Source organism: Sphingomonas sp. Leaf17 (assembly GCF_001421505.1).
Taxonomy (GTDB): Bacteria; Pseudomonadota; Alphaproteobacteria; order Sphingomonadales; family Sphingomonadaceae; genus Sphingomonas.
Genome location: NZ_LMKL01000009.1, coordinates 71,630 through 89,814, shown reverse-complemented (window position 1 = coordinate 89,814; position 18,185 = coordinate 71,630). Strand labels below are relative to the sequence as shown.

17 protein-coding genes are annotated in these 18,185 nt (G+C 68.7%); 8 read left to right on the top strand and 9 right to left on the bottom strand.

Annotated features, from left to right (window positions below):
• Positions 1-99 precede the first annotated feature (99 nt).
• The 6 genes from ASE75_RS14250 to ASE75_RS14225 all read left to right on the top strand — a co-directional run bounded on the left by ASE75_RS14250 (position 100) and on the right by ASE75_RS14225 (position 5,483).
• Positions 100-1,476 (top strand): S41 family peptidase, encoded by a 1,377-nt coding sequence (locus ASE75_RS14250; RefSeq protein ID WP_055934761.1) that lies wholly within the window; start codon positions 100-102, stop codon positions 1,474-1,476.
• A complete protein-coding gene (locus ASE75_RS14245; RefSeq protein WP_055934898.1) occupies positions 1,476-1,979 on the top strand; it encodes a disulfide bond formation protein B in 504 nt (167 codons plus the stop codon). Before ASE75_RS14250 ends, ASE75_RS14245 begins: the two co-directional genes overlap by 1 nt.
• Positions 1,976-2,527 carry a demethoxyubiquinone hydroxylase family protein gene (locus tag ASE75_RS14240; protein ID WP_235512802.1) on the top strand — a complete coding sequence of 184 codons (552 nt, stop codon included), beginning with the start codon at positions 1,976-1,978 and terminating at the stop codon, positions 2,525-2,527. Before ASE75_RS14245 ends, ASE75_RS14240 begins: the two co-directional genes overlap by 4 nt.
• Positions 2,528-2,535: 8 nt before the next feature.
• The gene (locus tag ASE75_RS14235) at positions 2,536-3,003 is read left to right on the top strand and encodes a hypothetical protein (RefSeq protein ID WP_235512801.1); all 468 of its coding nucleotides are present in this window, start codon (positions 2,536-2,538) and stop codon (positions 3,001-3,003) included.
• Positions 3,004-3,381: 378 nt separating this feature from the next.
• Positions 3,382-4,794, top strand: a complete 1,413-nt coding sequence (locus ASE75_RS14230) for a hypothetical protein (RefSeq protein ID WP_055934759.1) — start codon at positions 3,382-3,384, stop codon at positions 4,792-4,794.
• Positions 4,791-5,483: a DJ-1/PfpI family protein gene (locus ASE75_RS14225; protein WP_055934757.1), complete on the top strand. Its 693-nt coding sequence runs from the start codon at positions 4,791-4,793 to the stop codon at positions 5,481-5,483. The genes ASE75_RS14230 and ASE75_RS14225 overlap by 4 nt, the downstream gene beginning before the upstream one ends.
• On the opposite strand, the gene ASE75_RS14220 is transcribed toward ASE75_RS14225, so the two are convergent.
• Entirely contained in the window at positions 5,464-6,099 is a 636-nt protein-coding gene (locus ASE75_RS14220; RefSeq protein WP_055934755.1) for a DedA family protein, read from the bottom strand. The genes ASE75_RS14225 and ASE75_RS14220 overlap by 20 nt on opposite strands.
• Before the next feature lie 73 nt (positions 6,100-6,172).
• On the opposite strand from ASE75_RS14220, the gene ASE75_RS14215 reads away from it, so the two are divergent.
• A complete protein-coding gene (locus ASE75_RS14215) occupies positions 6,173-6,967 on the top strand; it encodes an aldo/keto reductase (RefSeq protein ID WP_055934753.1) in 795 nt (264 codons plus the stop codon).
• A 199-nt stretch (positions 6,968-7,166) separates the two neighbouring features.
• Here ASE75_RS14215 and ASE75_RS14210 read toward each other — a convergent pair whose 3' ends face one another.
• The 4 genes from ASE75_RS14210 to lldD all read right to left on the bottom strand — a co-directional run bounded on the left by ASE75_RS14210 (position 7,167) and on the right by lldD (position 11,125).
• Positions 7,167-8,576, bottom strand: coding sequence for a UdgX family uracil-DNA binding protein (locus ASE75_RS14210; protein ID WP_055934750.1), 1,410 nt, complete (start codon positions 8,574-8,576; stop codon positions 7,167-7,169).
• A 20-nt stretch (positions 8,577-8,596) separates the two neighbouring features.
• On the bottom strand, positions 8,597-9,076 hold the full coding sequence (locus tag ASE75_RS14205; RefSeq protein WP_055934748.1) for a hemerythrin domain-containing protein: 480 nt from the start codon (positions 9,074-9,076) through the stop codon (positions 8,597-8,599).
• Positions 9,077-9,150: 74 nt separating this feature from the next.
• Complete coding sequence (locus ASE75_RS14200) at positions 9,151-9,981, bottom strand: amidohydrolase family protein (protein ID WP_055934746.1); 831 nt, start codon at positions 9,979-9,981, stop codon at positions 9,151-9,153.
• Position 9,982: 1 nt separating this feature from the next.
• Positions 9,983-11,125: an FMN-dependent L-lactate dehydrogenase LldD gene (gene lldD, locus ASE75_RS14195; RefSeq protein WP_055934744.1), complete on the bottom strand. Its 1,143-nt coding sequence runs from the start codon at positions 11,123-11,125 to the stop codon at positions 9,983-9,985.
• A gap of 142 nt (positions 11,126-11,267) precedes the next feature.
• Here lldD and ASE75_RS14190 point away from each other — a divergent pair, with 142 nt between their 5' ends.
• Positions 11,268-12,122: a fumarylacetoacetate hydrolase family protein gene (locus tag ASE75_RS14190; RefSeq protein WP_055934741.1), complete on the top strand. Its 855-nt coding sequence runs from the start codon at positions 11,268-11,270 to the stop codon at positions 12,120-12,122.
• Positions 12,123-12,195: 73 nt separating this feature from the next.
• On the opposite strand, the gene ASE75_RS14185 is transcribed toward ASE75_RS14190, so the two are convergent.
• From ASE75_RS14185 to ASE75_RS14170, 4 genes are all read right to left on the bottom strand, one after another.
• Positions 12,196-14,601 carry a glycoside hydrolase family 95 protein gene (locus ASE75_RS14185; RefSeq protein ID WP_055934739.1) on the bottom strand — a complete coding sequence of 802 codons (2,406 nt, stop codon included), beginning with the start codon at positions 14,599-14,601 and terminating at the stop codon, positions 12,196-12,198.
• A 144-nt stretch (positions 14,602-14,745) separates the two neighbouring features.
• Complete coding sequence (fucP, locus tag ASE75_RS14180; RefSeq protein WP_055934737.1) at positions 14,746-16,032, bottom strand: L-fucose:H+ symporter permease; 1,287 nt, start codon at positions 16,030-16,032, stop codon at positions 14,746-14,748.
• Positions 16,033-16,105: 73 nt separating this feature from the next.
• Positions 16,106-16,882: an SDR family oxidoreductase gene (locus ASE75_RS14175; RefSeq protein WP_055934735.1), complete on the bottom strand. Its 777-nt coding sequence runs from the start codon at positions 16,880-16,882 to the stop codon at positions 16,106-16,108.
• Positions 16,879-18,183, bottom strand: a complete 1,305-nt coding sequence (locus tag ASE75_RS14170; RefSeq protein WP_055934889.1) for an L-fuconate dehydratase — start codon at positions 18,181-18,183, stop codon at positions 16,879-16,881. Before ASE75_RS14170 ends, ASE75_RS14175 begins: the two co-directional genes overlap by 4 nt.
• Positions 18,184-18,185: the final 2 nt, after the last annotated feature.

Sequence of the window (18,185 nt, the reverse complement as noted above, 5' to 3'; positions counted from 1 at the left end):
CCTGCCTGGCGGGTCAGCCCCGGTTCACCATATCGTTGCTTTGATAACGGCCGGGGAAGCCGCTAGAGTGACATGACTTCTCGAATGCCAGGATCCGCGATGACCCGTCCCCAGTCTGCCCGTCCAAAGTCTGCCCGTTCCAAACTGACTACCGCGACCGCGATCCTCGGGCTGGTCGGCATCGCGACCGCGGCGGTGGCCGCCGATACCGACACCTATCGCGAGTTCGACCAATTGCTCGACGTCTACAACCGGGTGAAGGCGGACTATGTCGACAAGGTCGACGACAAGACGCTCATCAAGGGCGCGATCCAGGGGATGCTGGCGGCGCTCGACCCGCACAGCTCCTATGTCGATGCGCTCGATTACGAAAACCTGCGGATCCAGACCGAGGGCAATTACGGCGGCCTCGGCCTGACGGTGCAGATGGAGGACGGCGCGGTCAAGGTCGTCGCCCCGCAGGAGGATACCCCGGCGGCGCGCGCGGGCGTGAAGTCGGGCGATTATATCACGCATATCGACGGCAAGCTGATCTACGGCGACACGCTGGACGAATCGATCGGCCTGATGCGCGGCAAGCCCGGCACCAAGATTTCGCTGACGCTGGTTCGTCCCGGCCGCGACAAGCCGGTCGAGGTGACGATGATGCGCGAAGTCATCGTCCAGCGCCCCGTGAAATGGGAAGTGCGCGGCGATGTCGGCTATATCAACATCAACACCTTCTCCGAAAGCACCGGCGCCGACACGCGCGCGGCGATCATGGCGATCGACAAGTCGCTGGGCCACCGGCCGCTCGGTTACGTCGTCGACCTGCGCGAGAATGGCGGCGGGTTGCTGACGCAGGCGATCGCGGTGTCGGACGCGTTCCTCGATCGTGGCGAGATCGTGTCGCAGCGCGGGCGCGAGAAGAACGACATCGAACGCTATTATGCCAAGCCCGGCGACGACGCGCACGGCCTGCCGGTCGTGGTGCTGACCGATTCGGGTACGGCCTCCGCCTCCGAGATCGTCGCCGGCGCATTGCAGGATCATCACCGCGCGCTGGTGATGGGCGAGCGGACCTTCGGCAAGGGATCGGTCCAGACCCTGCTCCAGATCGGGCCGCAGACCGCGCTGCGCCTGACGACCGCGCGCTACTACACGCCGTCGGGCCGGTCGGTGCAGGAGGGCGGGATCGAACCCGACATCGCCGTGCCGCAGCTGACCGACGAGGATTACAAGACGCGCCCCGTCTTCCGCGAGGCCGATCTGCGCCGTCATCTCATCAACGAGGTCAAGGCCGACAACAAGGTGCTGGAGGAGGATACCAAGACCGATCCGCGCTTCGCGATGACGCCCGAACAGTTGAAGAAACAGGGCGTCGACGACTTCCAGCTTTACTACGCGCTGAAGACCGTCGCCCGGCTGGGCGGGCCGGTGCAGGTCGCCGCCGCGACCCGGCCGGTCGTGAAGCCGACGCCGGCACCGGCCAAGTGATCGGCCGCCGCGCGACCCGGGGCGAGATCCGCGCGCGCTGGATCGCGCTGCTGTTGCCCGCCGCGTTGCTCGGCGGCGCGTGGGGGGCGCAGCTGATCGGCGGGCTGTACCCGTGCGAGATGTGCCACTGGCAACGCTGGCCGCATTATGCGGCGGTCGTCGTGGCGCTGCTGGCGTTCCTCATGCCGCGCCGGCTGTCGAACGCGCTGGTGGTGGTGGCCGCGCTGCTGGTCGCGGTCAGCGGCGTGATCGGCGTGGCGCATGCGGGCGTCGAATATGGCTGGTGGCAGGGGTTCACCGCCTGCACCTCGACCGTCGACCTGTCGGGCGCGACGGCGGCGGACCGGCTGCGCTCGATCCTGAACGCGCCGCTGATCCGCTGCGACGTGGCGCAGTGGCGGTTGTTCGGCATTTCGCTCGCCGGCTATAATGCGATCCTTTCGCTGGGTGGCGCGTTGGTGATCCTGATGACGATGCGAACGGACAGAAGGACGATGCGATGACGGCCAGGGCGATGACCCGCTGGAAGCCCGGCGACCGGCCCCGCGCCAGCGATGCGATGATCCGCGTCGATCAGGCCGGGGAATATGGCGCGACCCGCATCTATGCGGGCCAGCTCGCCATTTTCGGCGATCGCCATCCGACCGCGCGCGCGATCCATCACATGGCGCAGCAGGAGGAACGGCACCGGCTGTTCTTCGACCGGATGATCGTCGAACGCGGCGTCCGGCCGACCGTACTGCAACCCTTCTGGGACGTGGCGGGCTTCGCGCTGGGCGCGGTGACGGCGGCGATGGGGCCGAACGCGGCGATGGCCTGCACCGCCGCGGTCGAGACCGAGATCGACAAGCATTATGCCGAACAACTGGTCGAACTGGGCGACAGCGATCCCGAGCTGTCCGCCGCGATCGCCGATTTCCAGGCCGAGGAGGTCGAGCACCGCGACCACGCGCTGGCCAATGGCGCGGAGGCGACGTTTGGCTATCCGGTTTTGAGCGGGATCATCCGCATGGGCTGCAAGGTCGCGATCGCCGCTGCGAAGCGGATTTAGGAGACGTCATGAAGATCAACCCGTTCGTGTTGCCCGGGATGGCCGCCGCCCTGTCGCTCCTGCCCGGAACGGCCGGCGCGCAACAGGCGGCGATGCCCGGGGCCCCGGCGGCAAAGCGGATCGAGGCTCCCGGCGAGGTCGCGAAGCGCGCGCCGATCAACGGCGTGCTGGTGCTGTACGGCAACGAACGCTGCCCGACCAACACCGATGGCGACGAGATCGTCATCTGCGAACGCCGCAGCGCGCAGGAACAGTTTCGCGTGCCCAAGGAGCTGCGCGAGCTTCAGATCACCCCCGAAAACGAAAGCTGGGCCGCGCGCGCGGACAGCACGCTGTCGACCGGCGTCGGTACGAACAGCATCGGCAGCTGCTCGACGATCGGCGCCGGCGGCCAGACCGGCTGCTTCGCCCAGCGCGTACGCGAATCCAAGCGCGAGAACGCGGCGCGGGCGTCGCAGGCGCCGGTCCTGCCGTAATGGGGGACACCCTCACCATTCCGGCGCTTTGCGCCTCCCTCCCTCTCCCATCGGGAGAGGGTGTCACGAAGTAAGGGCGACCGGACCGGAACCAGCGGGCGCGGCAGCCAGCCCTCATGACCCCCCCCCGTGCCTGATTCGCCCGTGATCCGGGGTGACGATCGTGGCGACGGTCGCGACACGGTGACCGTCGTTGGCCGCCCCGCTGTTGCTGATCGCGTGCCGTCGGTGCATACGCCCCCCACGTCGCGTGGGACACGGTGAATCTGCCTGCCGTAGGACCGGAGCAATCCGGGATCGCATGCGAGGGGAGGGCAGTCCTCGCCGCGCGACACACATGCCCTTCCCACGCCACCCTCGCTGGGGCAGACAGCAACGATGACCCGACCCGGCCGTCGCCTGCCCATTCTGATCTTCGCGCTCGTCTGGCTGTCCTGCGCATGGTTCGGATCGTGGGAGTTCAATCCCAACAACGCGACCCGCCTGTTCGCGGCGATCAGCCTGGTCGAGGATGGCGACGCGACGATCGACGAATTCGCGGACCTGACGATCGACAAGGCGCGGTTTGCCGGACACGCCTATCTCGACAAGGCACCGGGCATGACGCTGATGGCGATGCCGGCGGTCGCGATCGCCCATATGGCGACCGGGGAGACGGCGGCGGACCAGATCCTGCTGGCCGGCGAGCCGCACTTCACGCGCTATCTGCGGTTGCGCCAGCGGATCGCGGTGGCGATCGGCCCGGCGCTGCTGACCGCGCTGGCCGCCGCGCTGCTCTACGACCTGGGGCTGGCGCTGACCGGTCGCGCGGGGGCGGGTGTGTTCGCGGCCCTGGGGTTCGCGCTGGCCACGCCGGTCTGGGGCTGGTCGACCACCTTGCTGGGCCATGCGCCGGTCGCCGCGCTGCTGGTGATCGCGCTGTGGTCGACGTGGACCGCGCGTGGGCTATGGCCGCGCGCGCTGCTGGTCGGGCTGGCGCTCGGCTGGGCGGTGGTGGTCGAATATCAGGCGGCGCTGGTCGGCGGCGTCGTCGCGATCTGGGCGGTGACGCACTGGTGGCCGCACCCTCGGCGCTGGCGGATGATCGGCGTCGCCGCGCTGGGCGGCTTCGTCGCGCTGGTGCCGCTCGGCCTCTACAACCTGCTCGCGTACGGCACCGCGTTCCATCTCGGCTATCAGGACGTGGTCGGGTTCGAGGGGATGAACCAGGGACTGTTCGGCCTCGGCGTGCCGCGACCATCGGTGCTGTGGGCGATCCTGTTCGGCTCGCATCGCGGGTTGGTGTGGGTCGCGCCGGCGCTGGTGCTGTTCGCGCCGTTCGGCCTTGCGCGGCTGGCGGATACCCGGCCCACGCGCGCGCTGGCGATCATGGCCGCGACCGGGGTTGCCGTGGCGCTGCTCGTCAACGCGGCCTATTTCTACTGGGATGGCGGCAATTCCACCGGTCCGCGTCATGCGATACCGCTGGTCGGCCTCGCCGCGATCGGTCTGGCCCCGTGGTGGGCCAGCCTGTCGCGCCGTGCCGCACGGGCCGGATTGGCGGCGCTGCTCGGCCTCGCCATGGCGATGAACCTGATGATCGCCAGCGCCGACATCTTTGCGCCCCCCGACTATGACTGGCCGGTCTGGAGCCTTGTCTGGAAAGTCCGGTTCAGCGCGGGCCAGTTGCAGACATTGCCAGGCGAATGGTTCGGCTGGTCGCCCTGGGCCGGGCTGGGGCTGTACTGCGCCATCGCCGCGCCCCTGCTGGCGCTGATCGTCCACCATGCCCGCCGGAGCGATCGACCATGACCACACCCCTGCATCTCGCCTTCCTGCTGTTCCCGAACGTCACGCAGCTCGATCTGACCGGGCCGGCGCAGATCCTGTCGCGGCTGGGCAACGTAAAACTCGATCTCGTCTGGGCGACGCGCGATCCGGTGATGACCGATGCGGGCTTTGCGATCCTGCCGACCGCGACCTTCGACGATGTGCCCGCCGCCGACGTCCTGTGCGTCCCCGGCGGCATCGGCGTGACCGACGTCATGGCCGACGATGCGGCAATGGACTGGGTCGCGGCGATCGGCGGGAAGGCGGCGTGGGTGACCAGCGTGTGTACCGGATCGCTGATCCTTGGCGCGGCGCGGCTGTTGCGCGGCTATCGTGCGACGACGCACTGGGCGTGGCACGAGCATCTGGCGCTGTTCGGCGCGCAGCCGGTGCGGGCGCGAACCGTCACGGATCGGAACCGCGTTACCGGCGGCGGCGTGACGGCGGGCATCGACTTTGCGCTGACGCTGACGGCGGCGCTGCGCGGGGAGGCGCATGCGCGGATGGTGCAGCTGGGCTTCGAATACGACCCGCAGCCGCCCTTTGCCGCCGGCTCGCCCGAACAGGCGGGGCCGGAGCGGGTGGCGGCCTATCGCCGGCGGATGGATACGCTGGCCCCGACCCGCGCGGCGGACTTGCGCGCCGCGGCGGTCAGGCGCGGTTTTTCTTGATCCCGTTGACGCGGTGCCAGATGTAGAGCGCGACCAGCGCGACCAGGATCAGCCCGATCGCCAGATCCGCCTGGTGGAACGCCGCCTTCACGCGCGGATCGCTATTCCACTTGTCGCCCAGCTTCATGCCGACCCAGGCCAGCCCGAAGCACCACGGCCACGACCCGATGAAGGTATAGACGTGGAACGGCACCAGCCGCATCCGCGCGACCCCGGCCGGAAACGCGATGAACGAACGGATGACCGGCAGCAGCCGCCCGATCAGCACCGCCAGACTGCCCCAGCGGTCGAAGAACCGGTCCGCCTTGTCCAGTTCGTCCGCACCGATCAGCAGATACCGGCCCCAGCGTTCCGCCATCGGCCGCCCGCCGCGCTTGCCGACCTCATAGGCGACGATCGACCCCAGGTTGCAGCCGATCGCCCCGGCGGTCGCCGCCAGATACAGGTCGAACTGCCCGGTCGACACCAGATAGCCCGCGAACGGCATGATGATCTCGGACGGCAGCGGGATGCAGGCGCTTTCGATCGCCATCAGCAGCGCGATGCCGATGTAGCCGCCGCCGGAAATGACCGCGATGGTGAAGGTCGCCAGGACGCTGAGGATCTTTTCGAACATGGGGCCGCGATGTGCGCGATGGCGTGGTCGGGGTCAACCGGAACCACACGCGCATCGCATCGGTTGAACCCCGATGCACGATCTTACCCTGAACGATGGCCGCACCATGCCCGCGCTTGGCATGGGCACCTACCTCATCCCCGACGCACAGGTCGGTCACGTCGTCAGGCGCGGGCTAGACCTCGGCATCCGGCTGGTCGATACCGCCGCGATCTATGACAACGAGCGCGGTGTCGGCGACGGGTACAAGGGATCGGACGCGTTCCTGACCACCAAATTGTGGAACGACCGGCACGACGATGCGGCGGCCGCGCTGGAAGAAAGCCTTGCGCTGCTGGGTGTCGACGCGGTCGACCTGTATCTCATCCATTGGCCGAAGCCCGGGCAGGACCGGTATGTCGATGCGTGGAGGGCGTTGATCGCCTTGCGCGATGCCGGCAAGGCCCGGTCGATCGGCGTGTCGAACTTCCTGCCCGAGCATATCGACGCAATCGTCGCCGCCACCGGCGTCACGCCTGCGGTTAACCAGATCGAACTGCACCCGAAGTTTCAGCAGCGCGACCTGCAGGCGTATAACACGGCGCACGGCATCATCACGCAGAGCTGGAGCCCGCTGGGGCAGGGCGATGTCCTGAAGGATCCGGCGATCGTCGCCATCGCCGACCGGATCGGGCGCAGCACGGCGCAGGTCGTGATCGCCTGGCATCTGGCGCATGGCCTGTCGGTGATCCCGAAGGCGGCGGATGCGGACCATCTGAGCGACAATGCGGCCTCGGCGGATGTGGCGCTGTCGGCCGAGGACATTGCGGCGATCGACGCGCTGGACGATGCCGACGGGCGTATCGGCCCGGATCCCGCGGCGTTCTGACCCCGGGTCGTCCTCACCCTGCCGGGGGGCCGTGCGCCTCCGTCCTGCTCCCGTTGGGAGAGGGCGGGGACCGAAGGCGGCGAAGGGTGCGGGGCGAGATTGACCCGCTCTATTCCGTCATTATGAGCGCAGCGAAGCCATCCAGGGTCGTCCGCCACGCTCTGGATGGCTTCGCTGCGCTCGCAATGACGGGACAGCGTTACCCCACCGCCCCGGCGGCCAGCTTCAGATCCTCGACAAATCGCGCAAACTCCGCGTCCGCCGCCGCCGCATCGGGGATCCGAAGGATATAGCTCGGATGCACGGTGATGAACGCCGTCCCGCCATCGGCGAGCGTCAGCGGTCGGCCGCGTTCGCGCGAAATCGTGACGGTCTTGCCGGTCAGTGACCGTGCGGCCGTCGCGCCCAGCGCGACGGTGACCTTGGGCCGGATCAGCAACCGCTCCTGATCGACCCACCAGCGGCAGGCGTCGATCTCGCCGGTATCGGGCTTCGCGTGGATGCGCCGCTTGCCGCGCGGCTCGAACTTGAAATGCTTGACCGCGTTGGTGACATAGGCCGTCGCGCGGTCGATCCCCGCCGCCGCCATCGCCCGGTCGAACACCTGCCCCGCAGGCCCCACGAACGGGCGACCGGCCAGATCCTCCTGATCGCCGGGCTGTTCGCCGACGAACATCAGCGCGGCGTCGACCGGTCCCTCGCCGAACACGGTCTGCGTCGCCGGCTGGTACAGCGGGCATCGGGTACAGCCCGTCGCCTCGTCGCGCAGGGCCTCCCACGCGATCATGCTGTTGCCGCCCACCGTGTCGCGCGCTCTTGCGATCATCCCGCTCTCCCGTGCCTGTGCCGCCGCCAGCAGCCCGGGAACGAGCGCGGTTTCGGGCATGTTCTTCCAGTATTTGCGCGGCATCTCCTTCAGCATCGCGCCGATCTTTACGCGCGCGGGATTGAAGGTCGATGCGTAATAGGTTTTCCAGACCGCCTCGGTCGGGTCGCCATCGGGCGCATCCGCCCGGGTCGCGGGCGGTCCTTCGACCAGCGTCGTGCCGTCCCAGTGGATCGACAGCTCGGGTGTCAGGATCGACCAGCGCATGCTGGCGAAGCGGTTGACGAAAAACGTCGCATTGGCGCGGACGATATGATGATCCGGCTCGAACCACGCGACGAAGCGCGCGCCGTCGTCGTCGGTCACTTCGCGGAATCGGACGAACGCGCGCATCTTGTGGATGTCGCGGCGCACGTCCTTGGCCAGCAGGTCCACCCAGCGCACCAGCGGATCGGCGTGGTCCTCCATCAGCTTCGGCGTCGTCCGCAACCGGTGCAGCAATGTGTACAGCAGGGCGAACCGCGCCGGGTCGGACGACAATGCCGCCTTGCCCGCGATATCGACGAACGCGCGCGGCACGGAAAAGGCGGGCGTATCGCCGCCCGCCTCCGGTGCATCGCTGCCCGCGAGCGGCGTATCGCCGGTCAGCGCGAACAGGTCGCCGCCCTCGCTGCCGACCTGCCATGTCACCGCATCGGGTGCGACACCGGCCAGCACAAGCCGGCGCGCGGCAGCGCGCCAGCCGTCGAAGTCATCGGGCCGGTCGAGGGTGACGACCTGCATTCAGGCGGTCGCGCTTCGGTTCATTCGCGCTCGTCGCCACCCGGCGGGTTCGCCTCGGCGCGTTCCAGCTCGGCCGGCTTGCGCGCCTCGAACGTCTCGGCCAGCCTGGCCTCCTCCGCATCGCTCAGGCCATCGGCGGCGGCGGGGAACATCTCCTCCTCCTCCTCCTCGATGTGATGCTCATAGCGGTGGCGCATCTCGGCGAACTTGGTCATCCAGTCGTCCGATGCGATGTCGATATCCGCCAGCTCACCCAGAAAATCGTCGATTTCCTTATGCTCACTGACCGAATGGCGTGCGTCGTCGCGCAGGTCCGGCTTGGCCAGCATCGTCGCGTACAGCGATTCCTCCTCGGCGGCGGCATGGGCGCTGACCTCTACGCGAAACGTCTCGAACAACGCCTTGCGCTCACCCGCATCGCTGGTGCCGATCTGCTCCAGCAGGTCGCGGTGACGGTCGTGATCCGCCTTCAGGTCTTCAAAAATACGGGCTTCGGCCATGGCGTGCGATCCTTGCATGTCGTCAGGGCAGCAAACCGTCCGGGGACCGTGCGGGTTTCACCTGCGATTCACTCTCACCCGCCGGGTCGCAGCCGATAGAGCCGCACGGCATTGCCGCCGAACACCGCCTGATGGTCGGCGGCGGGGATCAGGGCGGCGGCGATCCGCCACCAGTCGGCATAGCTGGCCGTCGTCGTCAGCACCGGCCAGTCGCTGCCCCAGACCAGCCGGTCCGCCCCGAATGCTGCAAGCAGATGTGCAGCATAAGGGTGCAGCATTTCCGTATCCGCCCCGGCCGGGGCCTCGGTCAGCAGCCCCGACAGCTTGCACGCGACGTTGGGACGTGCGGCCAGCCGGTCCATGCCGTCGGCCCAGGGCGACCACCCCGCCGCATCGCCGATCAGCGGCTTGGCCGCATGGTCGATCACGATCGTCAGGTCCGGGTGTCGCGCCGCCAGCGTGACGACGACGTCGATCTGGTCGACCGCGATCAGCGCATCGAACACCAGTCCGTGCGCTGCCAGTGCGGCCAACGCAGGCGTCAGGCCCGCGCGCAGAATCCAGTCGCGCTGCGCCAGATCCTGCAACATCGGTCGGACCCCGACGAACAGCGGATCGGCCGCGCGCGCCGCGATTCGGCCGGTGATGTCCGCTGCCTCCAGATCGAGCCAGCCGACGACGCCCGCGATCCACGGCGTCGCGCGCGCGATATCGAGCAGCCAGTCGGTTTCCGCCTCGGTCGGCGCGGCCTGCACCAGCAGCGTGCCGTCGATCCCGGCCGCCGCCAGCAACGGGGAGAGGTCATCGGCCGAAAACGTCCGGTACAGCCCGCCCATAACGGGGGTCAGCCAGCCATAATCGCCGCGCCCCGGATCCCACAGGTGATGATGCGCGTCGATCCGCATGTCAGCGGACCAGGATCGACCGGTCGATCGCGGCGATGCTGGTCCGCGCGGTCAGCGCCATCGCGACGCGCATTTCCGCCTCCATCAGCCGCAGCATGTGGGCGACGCCCTTCTGCCCGCCGCCCGCCAGCGCGAACGCCCAGGCGCGGCCGAGCAGCACGCCCTTCGCGCCCAGCGCCAGCATCCGCACCACGTCCAGCCCGGAGCGGATGCCGCCATCGACCAGCACGGTCAGCGCGTCGCCGACCGCATCGGCGATCGGCGGCAGCGCGACCGCGGTGGAGGGCACGCCGTCCAGCTGGCGGCCGCCATGGTTCGACACGACGATTCCGTCGACCCCGCGCCGCGCCGCCTCGCGCGCATCCTCCACGTCCAGAATGCCCTTGATGACGATCGGCCCGTCCCATTCGGATCGCAGGAAGTCCAGGTCGTCCCAACCCACGCTGGCATCGAAATTGCCGCCCATCCAGGCGAAGAAATCCTCCAACCCGCTGTTCTTGCCGAGCGCCGGCGCGACGTTGCCCAGATGGTGCGGCCGGCCGTGCACGCCGACATCCCACGCCCAGCGCGGCCGCGCCACCGCCTGCATCACGCGGCGCATGTTGCCGGCAAAGCCCGGCGCGCCCGCCAGTCCCGAACGATAGTCGCGGTAACGCGATCCCGGCACCGGCATGTCGACGGTGAAGATCAGCGCGCTGCACCCCGCCGCCCGCGCCTTGGCCAGCAGGTCGCGCATGAACGCGCGGTCGCGGATCATGTACAGCTGGAACCAGAACGGCTTCGTCGTGCCCGCCACCACCTCGTCGATCGGGCAGGCCGATACGGTCGACAGGCAGAACGGGATCCCGGCGGCTTCCGCCGCGCGCGCCGCCTGCACCTCGCCCCGCCGCGCGCCAAGCCCCGCCAGCCCGATCGGCGCGAGCGCGATCGGCATCGCCTGGGGCTGGCCGAACAGCGTCGTCGACAGGTTGATCGTCGATACGTCGGTCAGCACCCGCTGGCGCAGCGCGATCGCCTCCAGATCGGCGATGTTGCGGCGCAACGTCACCTCGGCATACGATCCGCCATCATAATATTCGAACAGGAAACGGGGCAGCCTGGCCCTGGCGATATCGCGATAATCCAGCGTCGATGCAGCCTTCATCGGCCTAACCTCCTCCTGCCGGTCCCACGCTTGCGGCGCGATTGACCCGTTACCGGCCATGGGTTAGCGCCTCACTTCGCGAAAACAACTTGTATATATGAAACACCGCCCGGCAGGCGATCGGGCAACGAGGAGCGTGGCGATGAAGCTTTGCCGTTTTGGAACCGCGGGGGCCGAAAAGCCCGGCCTGGTCGATGCCGATGGCCGGATCCGCGACCTGTCCGCCCACATCGCCGACCTGACGCCGGCGACGGTCACGCCCGAGGCGATCGCGCGGATCGCGGCGATCGACCCGGCCACGCTGCCGCTGGTCGAGGGCACGCCGCGCTACGGCGTGCCGGTGAACGGCATCGGCAAGTTCATCGCCGTCGGGCTGAACTATGCCGACCACGCGGCGGAGGCCGGTTTGCCCGTCCCGCCCGAACCGATCTTCTTCACCAAGGCGATTTCCTGCCTGACCGGGCCGAACGACCCCGTCATGCTGCCGAAAGGATCGCAGAAGACCGACTGGGAGGTCGAGCTTGGCATCGTGATCGGCACCACCTGCCGCTATGTCGAACAGGCCGACGCGCTGGATCATGTCGCCGGCTATGTACTGGTAAACGACGTGTCCGAACGCGCGTTCCAGAAGGAACTGGGCAGCCAGTGGGACAAGGGCAAGGGCTGCGACACCTTCGGTCCCACGGGGCCATGGCTGGTGACCCCGGACGAGGTCGGCGACGTGCAGGCGCTGGACATGTTCCTCGACGTCAACGGTATCCGCCGCCAGACCGGCAATACCGCCACGATGATCTTCCCGGTCGCCGAATGCATCGCCTATGTCAGCCGCTTCATCACGCTGCACCCCGGCGACCTGCTCATCACCGGCACGCCCCCGGGCGTGGGCGAGGGGCAGAAGCCGACCGCGATCTTCCTGAAGGCCGGCGACACGATGCGCCTCGGCGTACAGGGCCTGGGCGAACAGCAGCAGACGGTCGTGCCGTTCAGCCTGGGGTGATGGGGGAGCATCCGTCGTTGCGCGCGCAAGCGCGGCAATCCAGAGCGTGGCGGGCTACCCTGGATCGCCGCGCTTACCCGCGCAATGACGGGGCAGCGAACCGCACCACATACCGCCGCCCGCTGCGCAACCGCGTCGGCGCATCCCCCGTCACCGCACGCCCGTCCAAGCTCGCCACGCGCTGTCCCGGCGGCGCGACCAGCCGGTAGTCCACGTCCTGCGTGGTTCGCAGCACCGCCTGCACCGCGCGGCCTCCCTGCCAGTCCAGATCCACCTCTACCCCACCCCGTGCCTTCAGGCGACGGACCCGGCCGTCCGGCCAGGCGGCGGGCAGCGCGGGCAGGAAGCGCAGCGAGTCGTTGTGGCTCTGCATCAGCATTTCCACGATCGCCGCGGTCGCGCCGAAATTGCCGTCGATCTGGAACAGCGGTTCGGGCTGGCCGCTGGGGTGGGTGTCGAACCAGTTGGCGGCGGTCGCCTCGCGGAACAGCTTGTCGAGCATCGCATGGGCCGCATCGCCATCGCCCAGCCGCGCGCGGAACATCGCCAGCCACGCCGCACTCCACCCGGTCTGCCCGCCGCCCTTGGCCAGCCGCGCACTCAGCGTCTTTCGCGCGGCATCGGCCAGATCGGGCGTGTCGTGCGGGTCGATTTCATACCCCGGAAACAGGCCGAACAGGTGCGAGATGTGGCGGTGGCCCGGTTCCGCTTCCACGAACGGTTCGGGCCATTCCATCACGCGACCGTCGGCCCCGATCCGCAGCCGTTGCAGCCGCGCGACCGCCGCGTCGCAGCGCGCCTGGAACGCTGGGTCGATCCCCGCCGCCCGCGCCGCCATCGCCGCGCGGCTCAGCACCGCATAGGCGATCGACTGCGACATCGCCGGCCCCATCGTGATCGCACCGGTTTTCCCGCCGGGCAGGACATAGGTGTTTTCGGGCGAGGTCGCCGGCCCCGCCACCAGCCGGCCCGTCACCGGATGCGGGATCAGCCAGTCCAGCGTGAAGTCGGCACAGGCGCGCAGCATCGGATAGGCCCGCGTGGCGAGGAACGCGGCGTCACGGGTGTAGAGCCAATGCTCCCAGAAATGCAGGCTCAGCCACGCCAGCCCCTCGGGCCAAAGGCCGTACAGCAGGTCGCCGTCCAGCGCGGTATAGCCCCACGGATTGCTGGTATAATGCGCCACCGCCCCGCCGCAGCCATAGGCGATGCGGGCGGTCCGCTCGCCATGCGGGCGCAGCATTTCGGCATGATCGAACAGCGGCATCGCCAGCGCGCCCAGCCCGCAGGCTTGCGCCGGCCAGTAGTTCATCTGGAGGTTGATGTTGATGTGATAGTCCGCGCTCCACGGCGGGCTGAACCCGTCCGCCCACATCCCCTGCAGATTGGCGGGCAGCGACCCTGCGCGCGACGAGGCGATCAGCAGATAGCGGCCGAAGTTGAAATACGCCTCCGCCACCGCAGGGTCGGGCGCACCCTCGCGGATCGCCGCCAGCCGCGCATCCGCCGGCACCGCGTCGGCGGCGTCGGTCCCAAGTTCCAGCGCCACGGCGTCGAACAACGGCCGGTAATCGGCATCATGCGCGGCCAGTAGCGCGGGCCACGCCTTGCCCCGCACCGCGGTCAGCGCCGCGCGCGACCGCCCGACCGGATCGGGCGCGTGCAGGTCTGTGGCGGCGGTCAGCATCAGTACGACGCTGCGCGCGCCCTCGACGCGGTAGCCGTCGCCCTGCGCGGTCACACGACCACCCTCTGCCGTGCAGGCCAGATGCGCGGCGAAGGCGGTGCCATAGGGCCTGGGCCGCCCGGTCATCGCCACCGTGTCGCCGTTGCGCGCGACGCCGGCATCCTGCCCGCGCGCCAGCGTCGCGGTGAACGCCATCCCGTCCGGCGCGGTCGTTTCCAGCCGCACCAGCAGCGCCTTGTCGGGAAACGACGCCAGCACGGTTCGGCTATAGCGCGCCGCGCCGACCCGGTAGCCGACCCGCACGCAGCCGCCGGCCATGTCCAGTTCGCGGACGTAGTTGGTAACTGCGTCGCCGTGATCGAACGCCAGCGTCAGGTCGCCGAGCATCTGGTACGACCCGAAGCTCTCGCCGTCGAACGGGGTCGTCATCCGCGCCTGTGCCAGCGCGTTCGCCTCGGCATATTTGCCCGCGAACAGCAGGCGGCGAACCTCGGGCAGCGCCGCCAGCGTTTCCGGCCGGTCGGTCTGCGATGGACGCCCCGACCACAAAGCGTGGTGGTTCAGCTGCAACCGCTCGGTCGCCACCCCGCCGAACACCATCGCCCCGACATGGCCGTTGCCGACCGGCAGCGCCTCCAGCCACTTCGCCGCGGGCTGTGCGAACCACAGCCGCGTCGCCGTCCGCCGCCCGTCATGCGGGGCGGGGCCAGCGGCCATGCCGCGCGCGGGCAGGGCGAACAGGCCGCTGGCGGTCAGTCCGGCCAGCGCCGAACGGCGGGTGATGTCGGTCATACGCGGTACGCCTTTATGGGATATGCCAGTGTCAAATCAGCTTCGTCCGTCATTGCGAGCGCAGCGAAGCAACCCAGGGCGTAGCGGGCAACCCTGGGTTGCTTCGCTGCGCTCGCAATGACGGGTGGGGGCAGCACATTTGCATCAATGCCCGCCACCCGCCGTCACCGCCACCGTCCGCCCGGTGCGAACGCTGCTCCACGCGAACAGCGCGACGACCGCGAAACACGCCGCCGGGACCAGCATCGCCAGATGGATCGTCGCGGCGGTCGATACCGCGCCCATGATCGGCGTCAGCACCGCGCCGCCGATGATCGCCATGACGATCATCGAAGATCCGGTTTGCGTATACGGCCCCAGATCCTTCACCCCGATCGCGAAGATCGTCGGGAACATGATCGACATGAACACGCTGATCGCGGTCAGCGCGACCAGCCCGGCGATCCCCGACACGCTCGCCGCGATCACCGCCAGCACGACGTTGAGGACCGCGAAGACCAGCATCAGCCGCGCCGCGTCGATCCGGCTCATCAGCGCGACGCCGATGAACCGCCCGACCAGGAACAGGATGGTCGCCGCGATGACCCAGTCGGCCGCCCCGCGCTCGCCGATCCCGGTCGCCTCCTGCGCATAGCGGATGGTGTAGCTCCACACTCCCACCTGCGCGCCGACGTAGAAGAACTGCGCGACCACCGCGAACAGGAAGGGGCGCCTGGCAAACAGTCCGCCGATCGCCTGTCGCCAGCCGATATGCGGGCCGTCGTCGCGCGCCGGCGCGCTCGCCTGCGCGGGAAAGCGGGTGAAGGCGACCAGCAGCGCCCACGCCAGCACGAACAGGCCGATCGCGATATACGGCCCCTGCACCGCCTGCGTCTCGGTCGCGTAGAAGCGCGCGCGCTCGGCCGCCGGCATCGCGGCAAGCGCCGCGTCGGAATGTTCGATGCCCGACAGGATCAGGTATTTGCCCATCAGCAACCCCGTCACCGACCCGACCGGATTGAACGCCTGCGCCAGCGTCAGCCGCCGCGCGCTGCCCGCCGGGTCACCCAGCACGGTGATGAGCGGGTTGGCCGATGTTTCGAGGAACGCAAGACCGCTGGCGATCACGAACAGCGCGAGCAGGAACAGGCCATAGGTCTGCGCCTGCGCCGCCGGATAGAACAACAGCGCGCCGGCCGCGTACAGCACCAGCCCGACGACCACGCCCGCCTTGTACCCGAACCGCCGGCTGACCAGCCCGGCCGGCAGGGCCAGCACGAAATAGCCCATGTAGAACGCCGACTGGACCAGCCCCGATTGCAGGTCGCTGAGCGTGAACGCCTTGCGGAACTGCTGGATCAGGATGTCGTTCAGGTTGTTGGCCATCCCCCACAGGAAGAACAGGCTGGTAATCAGCACCAGCGGCCAGAGCATCGAACGCGTGCGCGCCATTCGGTCATCCTCATTGTGAAAGACGCGCCCGGCGTTGTGCCGTGTCCGCGGTGGGGTATCGGTCAGGTCGCGGTCAGGTCAGCGCCCGGTCGAGATGCGTATAGCCGCCATCGGGCACGATCCACTGGCCGGTGGTATGGCTGGCGCGATCGGACATCAGGAACACGACGGTATCGGCGATCTCGCGATCGGTCGTCATCCGCTGGCCCAGCGGAATCTTCGCGGTGATCGCCGCCAGCTTGGCGTCGGGATCGTCCTGCGTCTCGATCCAGTTGCGGTACAGCGGCGTCATCACCTCGGCCGGCAGCACCGCGTTCACCCGGATGCCGTCACCGGCCAGCCCCGCCGCCCATTCGCGGGTCAGCGCCAGCTGCGCGCCCTTGGCGGCCGCATAGCCGCTGGTCGCGCCCTGCCCGGTCAGCGCGACCTTCGACGATATGTTGACGATGCTCCCGCGCGCGGCCTTCAGATGTGGCAGGCAGTGATGCGCCATGCCGTAATAATGCCCCAGATTGGCGGTGACCGAGGCGAGGAACGCCGCCGTCCCCTTGTCCAGCCCGACCGAATCGTTCGCGCCGGCATTGTTGACCAGCCCGTGAATACCGCGCCCCAGCGCCGCCGCCTGTTCGACCGCCGAGGCGCAGGCGGCATCGTCGGTCATCTCGGTGTGGATAAAGACGGTGGCCGGCTGAACCGCGCGGATCGCCGCCTCGAAATCGGGGGTCAGCGGGCTGCGGCCGAGAATGACGGGGATCGCGCCTTCCTCCGCCAGCACGCACGAGATTGCCCCGCCGATGCCCGCCCCGCCGCCGCTCACGATGACGACCTTGCCCGCCAGCCCGAGGTTCACAGGCGCGCCTTCACGAACCGATAGTCCACAAGGCTCTGCGGCTTCATCTCGATCGAGAAGCCCGGCGCGGACGGCGGCATGTACGCCGCGTCGCGGATCACGCAGGGGTCCACGAAATGCTCGTGCAGATGGTCGACATATTCGATGACCCGTCCCTCGGTGGTGCCCGAAAAGCAGATATAGTCGATCATCGACAGATGCTGGACATATTCGCACAGGCCGACGCCGCCGGCATGCGGACACACCGGCAGGCCGTGTTTGGCCGCCATCAGCAGCACCGCCAGCACCTCGTTCACGCCGCCCAGGCGACAGGCGTCGATCTGTACGACGTCGATCCCGCCACCCATGATGAACTGTTTGAACAGGATGCGGTTCTGGCACATCTCGCCGGTCGCGACCTTCACGTCACCGATATTCGCGCGGATCTTCGCATGGCCCAGCACGTCGTCGGGGCTGGTCGGCTCCTCGATGAACCACGGCTTCGCGAACGCCAGCGCGTTGACCCAGTCGATCGCCTGATCGACGTCCCACACCTGATTGGCGTCGATCATCAGATTGCGGTCCGGCCCCAGCACCTCGCGCGCCACACGCAGCCGGCGGATGTCGTCCTCCAGATCGCGGCCGACCTTCAGCTTGATATAGTCGAACCCGGCATCGACCGCCTCCTGCGCCAGCCGCCGCAGTTTCTCGTCCGAATAGCCGAGCCAGCCGGCCGACGTGGTGTAGCAGGGGAAGCCCTGCGCCTCCAGCGTCGCGATCCGCTCCGCCTTGCCCGCCGCCCGCGTGGTCAGCAGGTCCAGCGCTTCGGCGGGCGTGATGCAGTCGGTGATGTAGCGGAAGTCGATCGCGCGGACGATCTCCTCGGGCGTCATCTCCGCGACCAGCCGCCAGACCGGCTTGCCCGCCGCCCTGGCCCACAGATCCCACACCGCGTTGACGACCGCGCCGGTCGCCAGATGGATCGCCCCCTTGTCCGGGCCGATCCAGCGCAACTGGCTGTCGCCGGTCATGTGCCGCCAGAACCGCCCCGGATTGTCGCGGATCCAGTCCAGCTCCAGCCCGACGACCACGCCCCGCAACGCCTCGATCGCGGCGATGCAGATCTCGTTGCCGCGACCGATGGTGAAGGTCAGGCCATGGCCCTCCAGCCCGCCCATATCGGTTTCCAGCACGACATAGGCGGCGGAATAATCGGGATCCGGGTTCATCGCATCCGACCCGTCGAGCGACAGGCTGGTCGGGAAACGGACGTCGACCGTGCGCAGGCCGGTGATGCGGGGATTGGGAAGGGGGTTCGTCATGG

Bases quoted from the DNA above. Each gene is read 5' to 3' on its own strand.
- ASE75_RS14210 (WP_055934750.1), bottom strand. From the start codon at position 8,576: ATGCAGGTCGTCACCCTCGACCGGCCCGATGACTTCGACGGCTGGCGC.
- ASE75_RS14230 (WP_055934759.1), top strand. From the start codon at position 3,382: ATGACCCGACCCGGCCGTCGCCTGCCCATTCTGATCTTCGCGCTCGTC.
- ASE75_RS14205 (WP_055934748.1), bottom strand. From the start codon at position 9,076: ATGGCCGAAGCCCGTATTTTTGAAGACCTGAAGGCGGATCACGACCGT.
- ASE75_RS14220 (WP_055934755.1), bottom strand. From the start codon at position 6,099: ATGTTCGAAAAGATCCTCAGCGTCCTGGCGACCTTCACCATCGCGGTC.
- ASE75_RS14250 (WP_055934761.1), top strand. From the start codon at position 100: ATGACCCGTCCCCAGTCTGCCCGTCCAAAGTCTGCCCGTTCCAAACTG.
- ASE75_RS14235 (WP_235512801.1), top strand. From the start codon at position 2,536: ATGAAGATCAACCCGTTCGTGTTGCCCGGGATGGCCGCCGCCCTGTCG.
- ASE75_RS14215 (WP_055934753.1), top strand. From the start codon at position 6,173: ATGCACGATCTTACCCTGAACGATGGCCGCACCATGCCCGCGCTTGGC.
- ASE75_RS14170 (WP_055934889.1), bottom strand. From the start codon at position 18,183: ATGACGAACCCCCTTCCCAATCCCCGCATCACCGGCCTGCGCACGGTC.
- ASE75_RS14240 (WP_235512802.1), top strand. From the start codon at position 1,976: ATGACGGCCAGGGCGATGACCCGCTGGAAGCCCGGCGACCGGCCCCGC.
- ASE75_RS14200 (WP_055934746.1), bottom strand. From the start codon at position 9,981: ATGCGGATCGACGCGCATCATCACCTGTGGGATCCGGGGCGCGGCGAT.
- lldD (WP_055934744.1), bottom strand. From the start codon at position 11,125: ATGAAGGCTGCATCGACGCTGGATTATCGCGATATCGCCAGGGCCAGG.
- ASE75_RS14225 (WP_055934757.1), top strand. From the start codon at position 4,791: ATGACCACACCCCTGCATCTCGCCTTCCTGCTGTTCCCGAACGTCACG.
- fucP (WP_055934737.1), bottom strand. From the start codon at position 16,032: ATGGCGCGCACGCGTTCGATGCTCTGGCCGCTGGTGCTGATTACCAGC.
- ASE75_RS14190 (WP_055934741.1), top strand. From the start codon at position 11,268: ATGAAGCTTTGCCGTTTTGGAACCGCGGGGGCCGAAAAGCCCGGCCTG.
- ASE75_RS14185 (WP_055934739.1), bottom strand. From the start codon at position 14,601: ATGACCGACATCACCCGCCGTTCGGCGCTGGCCGGACTGACCGCCAGC.